11 protein-coding genes are annotated in these 14575 nt (G+C 68.5%); 9 read left to right on the top strand and 2 right to left on the bottom strand.

What is annotated here, in order from left to right; genetic code table 11:
- The 5 genes from JWP83_RS00690 to JWP83_RS00670 all read left to right on the top strand — a co-directional run.
- A partial coding sequence (locus JWP83_RS00690; protein ID WP_297724630.1) for a YafY family protein occupies positions 1-951 on the top strand: 951 nt, incomplete at its 5' end.
- A gap of 108 nt (positions 952-1059) precedes the next feature.
- Positions 1060-1314, top strand: a complete 255-nt coding sequence (gene tatA / locus JWP83_RS00685; protein ID WP_297724627.1) for a Sec-independent protein translocase subunit TatA — start codon at positions 1060-1062, stop codon at positions 1312-1314.
- 50 nt (positions 1315-1364) lie between these two features.
- Positions 1365-2333 carry a twin-arginine translocase subunit TatC gene (gene tatC / locus JWP83_RS00680; RefSeq protein ID WP_297724624.1) on the top strand — a complete coding sequence of 323 codons (969 nt, stop codon included), beginning with the start codon at positions 1365-1367 and terminating at the stop codon, positions 2331-2333.
- A gap of 87 nt (positions 2334-2420) precedes the next feature.
- Complete coding sequence (locus JWP83_RS00675) at positions 2421-5210, top strand: RNA helicase (RefSeq protein WP_297724621.1); 2790 nt, start codon at positions 2421-2423, stop codon at positions 5208-5210.
- Between the two features lie 56 nt (positions 5211-5266).
- Positions 5267-6028 carry a DUF4333 domain-containing protein gene (locus JWP83_RS00670; RefSeq protein ID WP_297724618.1) on the top strand — a complete coding sequence of 254 codons (762 nt, stop codon included), beginning with the start codon at positions 5267-5269 and terminating at the stop codon, positions 6026-6028.
- A 6-nt stretch (positions 6029-6034) separates the two neighbouring features.
- On the opposite strand, the gene JWP83_RS00665 is transcribed toward JWP83_RS00670, so the two are convergent.
- Positions 6035-6991 (bottom strand): 5'-3' exonuclease, encoded by a 957-nt coding sequence (locus JWP83_RS00665; protein WP_297724615.1) that lies wholly within the window; start codon positions 6989-6991, stop codon positions 6035-6037.
- Positions 6992-7094: 103 nt separating this feature from the next.
- Here JWP83_RS00665 and JWP83_RS00660 point away from each other — a divergent pair, with 103 nt between their 5' ends.
- The 4 genes from JWP83_RS00660 (at position 7095) to JWP83_RS00645 (ending at position 13982) form a co-directional block, all read left to right on the top strand.
- Positions 7095-8222: a Xaa-Pro peptidase family protein gene (locus JWP83_RS00660; RefSeq protein ID WP_297724612.1), complete on the top strand. Its 1128-nt coding sequence runs from the start codon at positions 7095-7097 to the stop codon at positions 8220-8222.
- Between the two features lie 33 nt (positions 8223-8255).
- Positions 8256-10502 (top strand): alpha/beta hydrolase-fold protein, encoded by a 2247-nt coding sequence (locus JWP83_RS00655; RefSeq protein WP_297724609.1) that lies wholly within the window; start codon positions 8256-8258, stop codon positions 10500-10502.
- 86 nt (positions 10503-10588) lie between these two features.
- Positions 10589-13714 (top strand): ADP-ribosyltransferase, encoded by a 3126-nt coding sequence (locus JWP83_RS00650; RefSeq protein WP_297724605.1) that lies wholly within the window; start codon positions 10589-10591, stop codon positions 13712-13714.
- Complete coding sequence (locus JWP83_RS00645; RefSeq protein ID WP_297724602.1) at positions 13704-13982, top strand: hypothetical protein; 279 nt, start codon at positions 13704-13706, stop codon at positions 13980-13982. Before JWP83_RS00650 ends, JWP83_RS00645 begins: the two co-directional genes overlap by 11 nt.
- Positions 13983-14136: 154 nt before the next feature.
- Here JWP83_RS00645 and JWP83_RS00640 read toward each other — a convergent pair whose 3' ends face one another.
- Positions 14137-14547 (bottom strand): F420-dependent biliverdin reductase, encoded by a 411-nt coding sequence (locus JWP83_RS00640; protein ID WP_297724597.1) that lies wholly within the window; start codon positions 14545-14547, stop codon positions 14137-14139.
- Positions 14548-14575: the final 28 nt, after the last annotated feature.

Genomic DNA, 14575 nt, shown 5'->3' with positions numbered 1-14575 from the left:
CGGCTGCTCAACATGGTGCCGTACTTTCAGGCCAACCCACGGATCACCCGCGCCGAAGCCGCCGCGGACCTCGGCGTGTCGGCGAAGCAGCTCGAGGACGACCTCAACCAGCTGTGGATGTGCGGTCTTCCCGGCTATTACCCGGGTGACCTCATCGATTTCGAGTTCTCCGGCGACACCATCGAGGTGACGTTCTCGGCGGGCATCGATCGGCCGCTCAAGCTCACGTCGCCCGAGGCCACCGGCCTGCTGGTGGCGCTGCGGGCGCTGGCCGACATCCCGGGCGTCGTCGACCCGGAGGCGGCGCGCAGCGCGATCGCCAAGATCGAGGCCGCCGCCGGCGCCGTCGGGCAGGACGCTTCGGTTCTCGGGACCCCGGGCACAGCAGTCGACGAGCCCGCGCCCGTCGAAAGTCGGGCCGCGGCCGCGGTCCGCACGGCGGTGCAGTACAAACGCGCGCTGGCCATCGACTACTACTCCGCCTCGCACGACACCCTGACCAGCCGGATCGTCGACCCCATCCGCGTCCTGCTGATCGGCGGGCAGAGCTACCTGGAGGCCTGGTCGCGCGACGCCGAAGGCGTTCGGCTGTTCCGCTTCGACCGGATCGTGGACGCCACCGAGCTGGGCGAGCCGGCGGCCCCGCCGGAACCGGCGCTGCACGCGCCGCCGGACACCTCGCTGTTCGACGGCGATCCGTCGCTGCCGTCGGCCAGGCTGTGGGTGGCGCCCGCGGCCTCGTGGATGTTCGAGTACTACCCGATGCGGGAGGTGCTCGAGCTGGCCGACGGGTCGTGTGAGGCCGTCATGACCTATGCCTCGGAGGACTGGATGACGCGCCTGCTGCTGGGCTTCGGGTCAGCCGTGCGGGTGCTTGAACCGCAGTCCCTCGCTCACCGTGTACGGGATGCGGCCGCGGCGGCCCTGGAGTCCTACCAGGTCTTGAACTAGAAGAAGCCCGGGCCGCGGCGCCGTTGGGGCTCACCACGCCGTGGCGCGGGCACACCGGCGCAACGCTGCGCTGCGGTAGCATCGGGTGGATGTCTGGAGGTAATCAAAGTGGGCAGTCTTAGTCCGTGGCACTGGGCGATCCTCGCTGTCGTAGTGATCCTGCTGTTCGGTGCCAAGAAGCTCCCCGATGCGGCGCGCTCGTTGGGCAAGTCGATGCGCATCTTCAAGTCGGAAATCCGTGAAATGCAGACCGAAGGCAAGCCCGAAACGCCTTCTCTCGAAACTCCGCAGCCCGTGCAGTCGCAGCGGGTCGACCCGCCGGCGGCCACCGAGCAGGGGCACACCGAAGCGCGCCCGGCCTAGCCGCGTCGCCGCGGTGCCCGAGCGCCACTGACCGGCCGCTACCGACCCCCGTGAAAGGCTTCAAGGTTTCAGCGCGCACCGCCGGCCTGCTGAGACGGCTCAACCCTCGCAATAGGCGCAGCCGCTCCAACCCGGACGCGACGATGTCGCTGGTCGATCACCTGACCGAGCTGCGCACCCGGCTGCTGATCTCGCTGGCCGCGATCCTGGTCACGACGATTTTCGGGTTCGTCTGGTACTCGCATTCGATCTTCGGGCTGGAAAGCCTCGGCGAGTGGTTGCGCCATCCGTATTGTTCGCTGCCGCAATCGGCGCGGGCCACCATCAGCGCCGACGGGCAGTGCCGGCTGCTGGCCACCGCGCCGTTCGACCAATTCATGTTGCGCCTCAAGGTCGGGCTTACGGCCGGGCTCGTGCTGGCCTGCCCGGTGTGGTTCTACGAGCTGTGGGCGTTCATCACGCCCGGGCTCTACCAGAAGGAGCGCCGCTTCGCGGTCGGGTTCGTGGTGCCGGCCGCGGTGTTGTTCGTCGTCGGCGCCGTGCTGGCCTACTTGGTGCTGTCGAAGGCGCTGGGGTTCTTGTTGACCGTCGGCAGCGACGTACAGGTCACCGCGCTGTCCGGGGACCGGTATTTCGGCTTCCTGATCAACCTGCTGATCGTTTTCGGGGTCAGCTTCGAGTTCCCGCTGCTGATCGTGATGCTCAACATGACGGGCGCGCTGACCTACCAGCGGCTCAAGTCGTGGCGGCGCGGGCTGATCTTCGGCATGTTCGCCTTCGCCGCGATCTTCACGCCCGGCTCCGACCCGTTTTCGATGACGGCGCTCGGGATTGCGCTGTCGGTGCTCCTCGAGTTCGCCATCCAGATCGCCCGACTGCACGACAGGCGGAAGGCCAAGCGCGAAGCCCAGGTCACGATTCCCGACGACGAGGCGTCGGTGATCGAGCCGCCGGCGCCGATATCGGAGCAGATCCCGGAGCCCTCGTTCACCGCCGGTCAGCATGACGATGTCACGTAGTTCCCCTTCGCGCGAGCGTGCGTGTCTGTGCACCGACACGCCGATGTTGACGTACATTTGCGCACCCTCGCGCGATCCGGCAGCGGCGTGACCGAACTGCCCGAGCTGGCGCGGTTCGCCGCCGAACTGAGTTTTTCGCTCGACGACTTTCAGCAGCGGGCCTGCGCGGCGCTGGAACGAGGCCACGGCGTGCTGGTGTGCGCGCCGACCGGCGCCGGCAAAACGGTGGTCGGCGAATTCGCCGTGCACCTGGCGCTGGCGTCCGGCGGCAAATGCTTTTACACGACACCGCTCAAGGCTTTGAGCAACCAGAAGCACACCGACCTGACCGCGCGCTACGGCCGCGACCGGATCGGGCTGCTGACCGGCGACATGTCGGTGAACGGCGACGCGCCCGTCGTGGTGATGACCACCGAGGTGCTGCGCAACATGCTCTACGCCGATTCGCCTGCGCTGCAAGGGCTTTCCTACGTGGTGATGGACGAGGTGCATTTCCTGGCCGACCGGATGCGAGGCCCGGTGTGGGAGGAGGTGATCCTGCACCTGCCCGACGAGGTGCGGCTGGTCAGCCTCTCGGCGACGGTGAGCAACGCCGAGGAGTTCGGGGGCTGGATCCAGACCGTCCGCGGCGACACCACCGTCGTCGTCGACGAACACCGGCCCGTCCCGCTGTGGCAACACGTGTTGGTGGGCAAGCGTCTGTTCGACCTGTTCGACTATCGGGACGCCGACGAGCCCGCCGAGAAGCACCAGTTTCGCGTCGACCCAGACCTGTTGCGCCACATCGCCCATCGCCGCGAGGCGGACCGGATGTCGGACGGGCGTGGTCCCCGCCGGCAGGCGGGAAGAGGAGGAGGTTCGCGGGCCGGTTCCGGCCGGCCGCGCTTCTACCGGCCGCCCGCGAGGCCCGACGTGATCGCGATCCTGGATTCACAGGGGCTGCTTCCGGCGATCACGTTCGTGTTCTCCCGGGCCGGTTGTGACGCCGCCGTCCAGCAGTGCCTGCGGTCGCCGCTGCGGCTGACCACCGAGGAGGAGCGCGCGCAGATCGCCGAGGTGATCGACCACCGGTGCGGGGACCTGGCCGACTCCGACCTGGCGGTGCTCGGCTACTACGAGTGGCGGGAGGGATTGCTGCGCGGATTGGCGGCCCACCACGCCGGGATGTTGCCGGTGTTCCGGCACACGGTCGAGGAGCTGTTCACCGCCGGCCTGGTCAAGGCGGTGTTCGCCACCGAAACCCTGGCGCTGGGCATCAACATGCCCGCGCGCACGGTGGTGCTCGAGCGGCTGGTCAAGTTCAACGGTGAGCAGCACGTGCCGCTGACGCCGGGGGAGTACACGCAGCTGACCGGCCGCGCCGGCAGGCGCGGCATCGACGTCGAGGGCCACGCGGTGGTGCTCTGGAATCCCAGCGACGAAACCACCGAACCCTCCGCGGTGGCCGGCCTGGCCTCCACGCGCACCTTCCCGCTGCGCAGTTCGTTCGCCCCGTCGTACAACATGACGATCAACCTGGTGCACCGGATGGGCCCGGAACAGGCGCACCAGTTGCTTGAGCAATCGTTCGCCCAGTATCAGGCCGACCGCTCGGTCGTCGGCCTGGTCCGCGGCATCGAGCGCGGCCAGCGGATGCTCGACGAGATCGCCGCCGAGCTCGGCGGACAGGACGCGCCCATCTTCGAATACGCGCGGCTGCGTGCGCGGATCTCCGAGATGGAGCGCGCGCAGTCCCGCGCGTCGCGGCTGCAGCGGCGGCAAGCCGCCAGCGATGCGCTGGCCGCGCTGCGCCGGGGCGACATCATCAACATCACGCACGGCCGGCGCGGCGGGCTCGCGGTTGTGCTGGAGTCGGCCCGCGACAGCTCCGACCCGCGCCCGCTGGTCCTCACCGAAAACCGGTGGGCGGGGCGGATTTCGTCGGCGGACTATTCGGGCGCGACGGCACCGGTCGGTTCGATGTCGTTGCCCAAGCGCGTCGAACACCGCCAGCCACGAGTGCGCCGCGACCTGGCCTCGGCGCTGCGGTCGGCCGCCGCCGGGCTGGCCATTCCGGCCACGCGTCGCGGCGGTCGCGGTGATGGGGATGGCGCGTACGGTGCGTTCCACGACCCGGAGCTGGCGTCGGTCCGGGCGGAGCTGCGCCGGCACCCCGCGCACAGCGCCCCCAACCTCGAACCCCAGCTGCGCCAGGCCGAGCGGTACCTGGGCGTCGAACGCGACAACGCGCAACTGGAGAAAAAGGTCGGCGCCGCCACCAATTCGTTGGCCCGCACGTTTGACCGGATCGTCGGGTTGCTCACCGAACGCGGCTTCATCCAGGGTCCGGCCACCGACCCCCACGTCACCGACGACGGCCGGCTGCTGGCCCGCATCTACAGCGAGAGCGACCTGTTGGTCGCCGAATGCCTGCGCACCGGCGCGTGGGCGGGTTTGCAGCCGGCCGAGTTGGCGGCTGTGATCTCGGCGGTGCTCTACGAGTCCCGCGGCGGCGACGGCGCCGGTGCCGCATTGGCCGCGGAGGTGCCCACACAGCGGCTGCGGCAGGCGCTGCAGCACACGTCGAGGCTGTCGGCCGGGCTGCGCGCCGACGAGCAGGCGCACCGGATCGCCCTGAGCCGCGAACCCGATGACGGCTTCGTCAACGTCATCTACCGGTGGGCCCGGACGGGAGATCTGGCCGCGGCGCTGGCCGCCGCCGACGCTCAGGGTGCCGGCTCGCCGTTGTCGGCCGGGGACTTCGTGCGGTGGTGCCGCCAGGTGCTCGACCTGTTGGACCAGGTTCGCAACGCCGCACCGGATGCCGAGCTTCGCGCCGCCGCCAAGCGCGCCATCAATGACGTCCGGCGCGGCGTCGTCGCAGTTGACGCCGGGTAGGCTGGGCCGAGCTACCGTTACAGGGCCAGGACACAAGGGAACTGAGGAGAGAAAGAATGAGCGGACCGCAGGGATCGGACCCGGGCCACCAGTGGCAGCCGCCCGGTCAGACCGGCGATCAGTCCTCGGAGCCCACCCAGGTCGCGCCGTCGCCCTGGCAGCCGCACCAGCAGCCGGGCCAGGAGCACACCTGGCAGGCTCCGGCCTACACGCCGCCCGCCGAGTACCCGCAATACCAACAGCAGCCGGCCGAGCAGGCATACCCGCAGCAGTACCCCCAGCAGCCCGGCTACGGCCAACCCGCGCAGTACGGTGAACAGCCCACGCAGTACGCCGCGCCCGGCCAGTACGGCCAGTACGCCCAACCGGGCCAGTACGGCCAGCCCGGACAGTACGGCCAATACGGTCAGCCGGGTCAATACGGACAGCCCGGCCAATACCCGCAGCAGTACCCCCCCTACGAGCAACAGCCCGGGAAGAAGCGCTCGATGGCGCTGATCGGCGGCGTGGCCGGCGTGATCGCCTTGCTGCTGATCGCGGTCGTGCTGGTGCTCGGCTTCTGGCAGCCCGGGTTTTTCGTCACCACCAAACTGGACGTCAGCAAGGCGCAGGCCGGTGTCCAGCAGGTCCTCAGCGACGAGACCAACGGCTACGGCGCCAAGAACGTCAAAGACGTCTCGTGCAACCACGGCCAGGACCCCGTCGTCAAGAAGGGCGGCACGTTCGACTGCGACGTCAACATCGACGGCGCCAAGAAGCACGTGACGGTGACCTTCCAGGACAGCAAGGGCACCTACGAGGTGGGCCGGCCCCAGTAGAGGCGGTCAGCCGGGCAGCGCGTCGAGCGCCTTCTGCAGGCGGGCGATCGGCGACCCGACGCCGAGTTCGGTCGCCAATTCGGCGGTGCGTTTCGGATGGACCGCGGCCAGCGGTAGGGCATCGGTGGACGTCGACAACGCGACCGGCGCATCGGTGGCCACCCGCACCACGCGGCCGGCGGCCTCGATGTAATCGGTGGCGCTCAGGAGCTTCGCGCGCAAACCCTTGGCCATCTTGGACTTTGGGTCGTGGGCGGCGGCCAGGATCCGGTCCAGCGAACCGTGCTGGGCCAGCAGCGCGGCCGCCGTCTTCTCACCGACGCCCGGCACACCGGGCAGGCCGTCGGACGGATCGCCGCGCAGCAGCGCGAGCTCGGCGTAGGCCGGCCCCGCCCGTTCCCGCGGGACGCCGTAGTGTTCGGTCACTTCGGCCGGCCCGAACAAGGTGGCCTTGGTCAGCCCGCGGCCCAGGTAGAGCACCCGAACCGGGACGGGATCGTCGGTCACCACCTGCAGCAGGTCGCGGTCTCCGCTGACCACGACGACCGGGTCGGTGCGTTCCCGCGCCGCCAGCGTGCCCAGCACGTCGTCGGCCTCGAAACCCTCCGCGCCGGCCGTCGGGATCCCGAACGCGTCCAGCAGTTCCATGATCATGTCGATCTGTGGCGTCAGGTCGTCGGGCACTTCCTCGATGTCCGGCTCGCCTTCCGGCTCCGGCTCGGCGACCCGGTGCGCCTTGTAGGACGGGATGAGGTCCACCCGGAATTGCGGCCGCCAATCCAGGTCCAGGCACACCACCAGCCGGCCGGGCCGTTGTTGGGTGATCACGACGGCCATCGCGTCGATGAACCCGCGCACGGCGTTGACGGGCCGGCCGTCGGGGGAGGTGATCGACGACGGCACCCCGAAGTACGAGCGGAACCACATGCTGGCGCCGTCGAGCAGCAACACGGGTGCGGGCATGCGGGCTATGGTCTCACGCCGCCGAACGTCGACTTGATGTTGACCACTCAGCTAAATCGGCGCAACAAGTCGACGTTCAACCGAGCGGGTTAGCCTCACTGCCATGGATTCCCACCGATTCGACGCGGGCGTGTATGCGCGCCGGCTGGCCGCGGCCGCCTCCGCGACTGCCGACGCCGGCCTCACCGGCCTGGTGATCACCCCGGGCTGCGACCTGCGTTACCTCGTCGGCTCGCGCGCCCAGACCCTCGAGCGGCTCACCGCCCTGGTGTTGCCGGCCTTGGGCGACGCGACGGTCGTGGTGCCCCGGCTTGAGCTGGCCTCCCTCAAGGGGTCGGCCGTTGCGGAACTCGGCCTGGCGGTGCGGGATTGGGTCGACGGCGAGGATCCGTACCGATTGGTGAGCGCCGCTTTGGGCGGCGGGCCCGCCGCGACCGCCGTCACCGATTCCATGCCCGCGCTGCACCTGTTGCCGCTGGCCGACGTGCTTGGCGTGCTTCCGGTCCTGGCCACCGACGTGCTGCGCGAATTGCGGATGGTCAAGGAGGAATGCGAGGTCGACGCGCTGCGCAAGGCCGGTGCGGCCATCGACAGGGTGCACGCCCGCGTGCCCGAGTTCCTGCGCCCGGGCCGCACCGAGGCCGACGTCGCCGCCGACATCGCCGAAGCGATTGTCGCCGAAGGGCATTCGGAGGTGGCGTTCATCATCGTAGGCTCCGGACCGCATGCGGCCGACCCGCATCACGGCTATTCGGATCGGGAATTGCAAGTCGGTGACGTCGTCGTCGTCGACATCGGCGGAGCCTACGAGCCCGGCTATCACTCCGACTCCACCCGCACCTACAGCATCGGTGAGCCCAGAGCCGATGTGGCGCAACAGTATTCGGTGCTACAACGAGCCCAGCGCGCGGCCCTTGACGCGGTGCGTCCCGGGGTGACCGCCGAGCAGGTCGACGCCGCCGCCCGCGACGTGCTGGCCGAGGCGGGGCTCGCGGAGTTTTTCGTGCACCGCACCGGGCACGGCATCGGGCTGTCGGTGCATGAGGAGCCGTACATCGTCGCCGGCAACGACGTGCCGTTGGCGGCGGGCATGGCCTTCTCCGTCGAGCCCGGCATCTACTTTCCCGGCCGGTGGGGCGCCCGGATCGAGGACATCGTCGTCGTCACCGAGGACGGCGCGCTGGCCCTCAACAACCGGCCGCACGAAATGATCGTGGTGCCCGCGTCCTAGCTGGGGTCATCCCTCCCGCGTAGGTTGGGCGGCGTGTCGATCCTGGACCTCACGCTGCTCCCGTTCCGCGTCGCGCGTCATATCGCCGACGCGGTGTTGCGCCCCATTGCGCCCGCCCCGGCGCCGCCCGGCGAGCTCGTCGTCGTCGACGGGATGCCCGAGGGCGTGCCCCCTGCGGCGCGCCGTCCCGAGCCGCGGCTGCCCGTGCCGTCGAATTGGCCGTTCGGCGAGGATTTTCCGCGCACCTGCGGCGCGGGCCGGCTGGCCGGCGGTGCCCTGTTCTGGACCGACTTCCTATACGACGACCACGGCGCGACGGGCATCCCGGTCGGCGATCTGAAGATCCAGGCGCCGCCACGGGGCACCTACGTCTATCCCGATGGGCCCGCGGCCCGCAACGGCGCCGACATCTTCCGCGTCGCCATCGGGTTGACCGACACCCACACGTGGTGGCGGGTCGACTGGAACACGCTGTTGGACGCCTCGGTTCCCATCGCGCTGTTCACCTTCGACACCGACCCCGCCCGGACGGCCACCGCGGACTGGCCCGCGGGGGCGGGCGTGCGCTCGGAGGGCATCGACATGGCCCTGCTGGTGTCGGGCAGCGGGGCCGCGCTGATCGACCTGACCACCCAGGTGAGGACGCCGGTCGAGCACGGCGTCGACATGGAGTCGCGGTCGTTTTTGGCGCAGGTTCCGCGGTCCTTGGTGGAACCGACCGGGAGCTGGACGGTCCGGCTGGCTGCGGGGTTGGCCAACGCGGCGGGGGAGGAGTTCGCCGACGTGCCCGCCGGGCGCGGCGCGCTGCCCGGCCAACCCAACGTCTACAACGTCGCGTTTCGCACCAACGCGCAGGAGCCGCCGCACCTGAACTTCTGGTCGGATTCGGCCCAGGCCGCGGCCCTGAGCAGCGGCGACGTGTCCGCGTTCGCGCTGACCGTGCCGTGGGCGCAGCTCGCCGCGCGCGACACCGAGCCCGAGCCGCTGATCACCGGCCCGTCGACCCGCTGGTACGTGTCCTCGGTCGAGCTCGGGCAAGGTATCGCCGCCGACGATATTTTGAGCACCAAGCCGCAGTTCCTCGGCCGCGTCCAGCCGTATTCGATTTGCCTGCCGTCGAGTTACGCGCCGGGCCGCGCGCTGCCGCTGACACTGTTGTTGCACTCGCTTGCGCTCGGGCAGAGCCAGTTCGCGGCGATCGACCCTCGGCTGTTGCGCGAGGTCTGCGAGGGCCGCGACTCGGTGGTGGTCACGCCGCTGGCCCGGGGCCCGTCGACCTGGTACTTCGACACCGGCGAACTCGACGTGTGGGAAGTGTGGGCGCGGGTGGCCGAACAGCTGGGCACCGACCCGAATCGCACTGTCATCTCCGGCTATTCGATGGGCGGGTACGCGGCCTACAAGCTCGGCTTGAGCTATCCGCAGGTCTTCTCGCAGGCGGTGGTCCTGGCCGGTCCGCCGGCGTGCGGTGTGCGGCTGATTCCCAACGTCGACATCCCGGCCGACCTTGACCTGAACTCGCCCTGCGCCCGGGAGGGTGACACCTGGAAGTTGCTGGTGAACGCCCGCTGGCTGCCGTATGTCATCGCGCACGGGCTGGTTGATGAACTGGTGCCGTTCGCGTCGGCGGCCGAGCAGGTGCTCGAACTCGACCGCCTCGGCTACCGCCACCGGTTCACCGTCTATCCGCTCGAGGACCACATCGCCTGGGTGCTTCAGGACAAGTTCGAGGACCCGATCTCGCACATGGGAACCGGTCTGCGCCAAGCCGATCCGGGCCACATCACGTTCGCGTGGTATCCGCAATTGGTGCGCGCGGATTTGGGTATCGGGCCGCACCAGGTGTGGTGGTTGTCAGAGCTGACGGCCGATCTCGTGGTGACCGCGCGGCGCGGGGCCGTGGCCGAGGTCGACGCGCGGTCGTATGCCCGCCCGGACCCGACGCACACGATTCGGCATCACCGCGGCTTTGTCCCGCACTTCGACCCGACCCCCGGGCTGTATAGCGAGCTGGACTGGCAGGTGGGACGGCCCGTCGGCGCGCTGCCGTATCTGACGCTGCGCCTCGCCGGGGTCGCTGGCCTCACTGTCGACGTTGCGCGCGCCGGGCTGGCCGGGCTGCCGTCGTCGACGATCATGGTGGCCACCGACACCGCCGCGCAGATCACGCTTGCCGGGCTACCCGACGGGACTGCGGTGCAACTCGACGACCAGCCGGCCGGGCTGACGGTGGCGGTACCGGCGGGCCGTCACCGCATCGCACTGGGTGTTGGGGAGTGAGTGTTGTGGTCATAGCGCGTCCTGGCTAGCTTGGCGCGCGACCGGGTGATTGGCGGCGCGCGGCGAGCTGGGCGAGAATTTCGCGCGTGGTGCCGTTGGTCGTCGATCCTGAGGCGCTGTTCGCCGTGGGTAGCGCGGTGATCGGCGCCGGCGATGGCCTGGCCGCGAATCTGACGGTGTTGACCGCTGGTGTTGCGGCCCACACCGGCCTGGATGCGGCCGGTGAGGTCTTCGGCCTCGCTTATCAGGATTCGGCCGAGTCGCTGTTAAAGGCCGCGGCGGCCGCCATCAACGCGTGCCGGCAGAGCGGGGCCCTGATACAGCAAGGCGCGTCGAACTATTCGAAGGCCGAAGCCGCCTCCAAGCTCGGCGGTGGCGCCGACGTTTTGCAGGCGCCTGCCGAGCCTGCCAAGATCACGGCCCCGGTTCCGCCGGGGACCTGGGGTAAAGGGCAGCCGCCACCGTTGCTTTGGGCGGTGGTGGAGTCGTTCGTCGACGATGTGTGGCCCGACGGCGACGTGGCCGGGCTGCATGCGGCCGCGGCTCGTTGGCGGGGCTTCGCCGGGTCGGCGGGCGGGATGCGGAGCGCGCTGAACGCTGCCAAGTCGCTACTGGATGCGCATCAGATTCCTGAGGGCGGGAAGATCGACGAGGCGTTGTCGCAAATCGGCACCGGCATCGGGCAAATCGGCGAGGCCTCCGGAAAGCTGGCCACCGCCCTCGACGGTTTCGCCAACGAGGTGGACCACGCCCAGAACTCGATCCGCGATCTGTTGAACCGGCTGGGGTCACTGACCGACCTGGGGCACGACCTGATGCTGATCGTCAAAGGCGACGCGCTCGACGAGATCAGGAAGATCGCCAAGGACATCAACGACGTACTGCACAACTTGGGGCGCGAGGCCCGGGCCGCCGAACAGGGCGTCAAGCAGGGTTTGGGGATCGTCGACGGCTTGGTCGTCAAACTGGAAAAGTACGTGCGCCGTGAGTTGACAGACTTTCTGGGCGATGCTGTCGGGAATCAGGTGGCGACCGCTTTCGACGTTTTTGTCAATGCGAATGAGGGTGTCTTAAAGGGCGCTGTCGGAATGGCGCTATCCATCGGGGATCTCGACCCGCGGTGGTTCCTCGTGGATCCGCACGGTGCAGCCGAGACCTGGGCGGGCTTGGGGAAAGGCTTGTGGAAAGGAAGTCTGTTCAACGCCGTCATTAACCCTCAGGAGGCCGGCGAAGCGAACTGGCAGCAGCTCAAATCGCTGCTGCACCTTGACGATTGGAGCACGGCCCGACCGGGATTGGGCTTCGGGGAGAACGTATTCGATGGCGCAATGCTTTTCATTCCCGGGGAAGGGGAAGTCGGCGGGGCGGCGGAAGCCGGTGGAGTGGCCGCACAAGGCGCCGAGGCCGCTGTGGACGCCGAGCGTGCCGCCGCGAGAGCGGCCGATGGGATAGCGGGTGTCGCGGGTCCCCGCGGTGCGTTGGCCGATATCACCGGGACGGGCAGCAGTCTGACCAAAGACCTTGAAGGCGTTACCGGGAATCTGCCCGAGATCGAGCCTTCGCTGAGCGGCCAGCCCGTGGCGTTACCTCCAAAGGCGCCCGAGGCGCCGGTCGGGCCGGCACCGCGCGCGCCGGACACCGCGCCGGGTACGCCGGAGAGCCCGGCGCCCGCGCCAGAGCCGGATTCTCCGGAGCCGCGTGGGGCGGGTGGTCAGCCGGCACCGGCGGGTGGTAGCCCGCACGATCCGGCGGGTGGCCCGCCAGCGTCGGGGCCTGTATCAGCCGGCGGTGGCGCACACGATCCGGTGTCGGCGCCGGGTGCTCCGCCAGCTCCGGCGCACGCAGCTGGCCCCCACGAACCGCTAGAGACTCCGGCTGCACCGGCACCAACCGCGGGCGGTCCGCATGGTGCACCGTCGGCACCGGTAGAGGCTCCGGCTGCGCCAGCGGGCGCGGGTATGGCTGGTCCGCACGAATCGGCGCCGGCGCCGCCGACTGCGACGCACGAACCCACGCTCGCACCTGCGGCGGGTCCACACGATCCGGTATCGGCGCCGGTGGAGGGTTCGCATGAACCGACGCTCGCGCCTGTGGGCGGTCCGCATGATGCAGGGCCGCCGGCGGTAGATACCCCACATGAACCGGCGTCACCTCCGGTAGGTGCTCTTCACGAATCGGTGCCGGCTTCGGTAGAACGTCCGCATCAGCCGGCATCGGCGGAAGGCCCGCATGAACCTGCCTCGGTACCGCCGGAAGGTCCGCATGAACCTGTCACCGCGCCGGCGGAGGGCGCGCATGAATCGCCGTCAGTCCCCGCCGCCGTTTCATCACTTGCACCTGTGCCCGCCGCGGCGGGCGAGCGAGTGCCCTCGACGATTCCGCAGCTGACTGACCATTCGCCTGCCCGTGCGCCAGCGGCGGCGACTGGATCTGAACCCGAACCCGTCGCTGCGCACCCATCCGTTGCCGCGCCGCCGGCCAAATCAGTGCCGCATGCGCCGGCCGCGGGGGGTCGCCCCACCGGAATGCCGATACCGGGCGGCAGCCCGCGCGGGGCCGGCGATGGTGGGCCGCCGGGCGAACCGAAGCCACCGCACAGCAATCGTCCTCCAGGGCCCGGCGACCGCCGCGATCCGCTGGGTGGTCGCGAAGCCAAACTGCCACCCCAGCACGCCAAGCCTCACGAACCCGGTGATAAGGGCGGCGAGCACGACGGGCCTGCCGACGGCGGTGATCATCCGAGCCTGAGCGACCCATTGCGCCCGCATGATCTATCCGCCCTTGCCAACTACACTGGGTTCGGCTTTCGAGACTTAAACGACGCGTTGAGGAGCAATGCGGTGGATGCGTCTCATCATGCTCGTATCGAAGCCATAAAGAACGCGTTGCAAAAGCTTCCCACGTATCGCGGGCCGGTAGTTCGGGGCACTGACCTTTCGCCCGACGTGCTTGCGCAATATCGACCGGGTGAAGTTATCACAGAAAAGGCTTTCGTAAGTACTACAACGAATCCTGCTGTTGCACGGTCCACGGCTTTCTCGGGGAATGTGGAGTTTAGGATAGTTTCCTTTACGGGGCGCGACGTCTCGTCCGTCTCAATGTTTCCCGGCGAGCGCGAGATATTATTTCCTCCGGGTACACATTTCTTTGTTGCAGGCAAGACGATAGACCCTTTGACAGGCAAGACGATTATCGAGATGATTGAACGGTGAAATCACAGTTGACCTCGCAGCCCAGAAGAGCCCAGAAGAGATAGGAGCATTCATAGTGAGTAGAGAAATCGCCGGAAAGATTTTCTCAACGCCGGAAGAGGCAGGGGTAACTCCGCCGACAGAAGAGGAACTAGCGGCTGCTCGAAAAATGTTCGATGAGTTCCAGGCAAAGGTCGACGCCGTGGCTCCCGAAGATCGAGTCACAGAAGTGTCACCTAAGTTCTGGGACGATACTTCCGGTACAGAGTATGACCCTCGGCGGAAATAGTTAAACATCCGAATATGACGTTTGACAGCCACCCGCTTAGGTAGATGATCAGCGTTAATCCAACTGAGGATTGCATCAAACTGGCCGATTCATGGTGTGTGCCGCCCGTTGTTGTCCGCGGGTTAGCCATCTGGCCAAGACCGATTAAATCAAACTACTCGCCCCGGTCCAACAGATCCGACGACCCGAGGACTCGCTCCACCTGCACCTCGATTACCACCCGTCGCGGGTTCGGCCGCGGAGTGCGGTACCGCTGGGCGTAGCGCAGCTCGGCGTCACGCACGGCATCGCCATCGTTGTTCACCTTCGACCGGCCCTCCAGCGACAGCCACCGCGCGCCGTCCACCTGGCTGAGCACGGCCATCCCGGCGCGGTCGGCATTGACGGCCTTCTGCGAGCCACCGCTGGTGATCACCCGCGCGATGTGGGTCTTGGGATCGAACGTGAAACCGACGGCGACCACATGCGGGGAATTGTCGGCCCGCAGCGTGGTCAGCATGGCCAGATGACGTTCCGACAGGAAGGCCAACGCATCGTCGGTGAGCCGCGTAGTGGTATTCGCCATCACCGCTCACGCTAGCGCAGGTCATAAT

The sequence above is a fragment of the Mycobacterium sp. genome, assembly GCF_025965855.1.
In the GTDB taxonomy this organism is placed as follows: domain Bacteria; phylum Actinomycetota; class Actinomycetes; order Mycobacteriales; family Mycobacteriaceae; genus Mycobacterium.
The sequence above is the reverse complement of the archived record's forward strand: the minus strand, read 5'-3'. Positions and strand labels throughout refer to the sequence as shown.